Source organism: Microcystis sp. LE18-22.4A (assembly GCF_027531105.1).
GTDB classification, from domain to species: domain Bacteria; phylum Cyanobacteriota; class Cyanobacteriia; order Cyanobacteriales; family Microcystaceae; genus Microcystis; species Microcystis aeruginosa.
On the sequence record NZ_JAPZRB010000353.1, the window covers coordinates 1 to 1,117 of the forward strand.

Sequence of the window (1,117 nt, forward strand, 5' to 3'; positions counted from 1 at the left end):
TCTGGTCAATTACCTAATTTTCAGAGAAAAAGTCCCAGAATTTTCCCCCTATCTCTCCCACAACTGGTACTTTTTGATTGACAAAAAGTCTAAAAGTCTTACCCAACAAGGTTTTTAGATTTATTCAGCAAGCCCTATCTAGAGCTTGCTGAAAAACTTTTTTAGCATACCCTCAATAGTCAACAGCTTATCAGGGGTTAGGTCAGGTGATTGTCAACTCACCTTTTTTTGGCATTAAAAATCCCTGAGATTGTCCTGGGCTGCTAGTTGCGATCGCTCTTTTTCCATGGACAATTCCGTTTCCAATTCTTGGCTGAGGAAATAGTTGAGGAAAGTTCGGATAATAGCGATGAGGGCGAGTTGTGCCAAGGCTTCTATAGTAGGTGTGACGGTAGTAGCCACGATGTCTCCACCTAACTGAAACTCTAGGGCTAAAGATAGCCAAGTACCGAAACGAATGCGAATTTGATTGAAGGAAAAAGGGGGAAGACTGCGACGGTGACGATTAGACTGCCAAGCTAATTGTAGGGTTTTAATTAATCCGATCACCACACAAGCGATCGAAATACTTTCTAGGCAAAACTTGATGATTGCCACGGCAGAGATCAAGCCTGTTTCTAAAGTTGCTAAAAATTCCATTTCTTCCCTGATTGTCCAAGCACCGAAACTCGCCAGAGAATCCCTAGAAAAGACACTAATCCCATCTTAGCACCAAGGCAACAGTTGACAACGATTTTGATTGCTTTGAGTAAGTAGGTTGGTCTCTTGCCACAAATCCGATAAACCAACCTGCCATCTCAAGATTAAGTGGGTGGGTGGAATTAAATATAAGATGAACGTAGGTTGGGTTGAAGCATGAAACCCAACGCCTGCTCATGTTACGCTACCGCCAACCCATCCTACAACTAATTGTGCCTCCCTACTTAAATTGGCTCTTCGGTAATTGTTATGCAATGGACGGGGGTTATAAGGGATGGAACCCTTATATAGAAAGGCATTTAGCGATTTTTGTCAATTGTTTTTGCTCTAGAGCGAACTAATCAATTAAGTCTCTTGCCAGATAAGGATTTAGTCGATTTATGCCCCCCTATCGAACCATACCAAGTAACGAAGAACC

General features: G+C 42.3%; 1 protein-coding gene. It reads right to left on the reverse strand.

The genetic code is table 11. The annotated features are described in order from the left end of the window. Positions 1-234: 234 nt before the first annotated feature. On the reverse strand, positions 235-639 hold the full coding sequence (locus O9295_RS16015) for a DUF1622 domain-containing protein (RefSeq protein ID WP_002762845.1): 405 nt from the start codon (positions 637-639) through the stop codon (positions 235-237). Between the last annotated feature and the right edge of the window lie 478 nt (positions 640-1,117).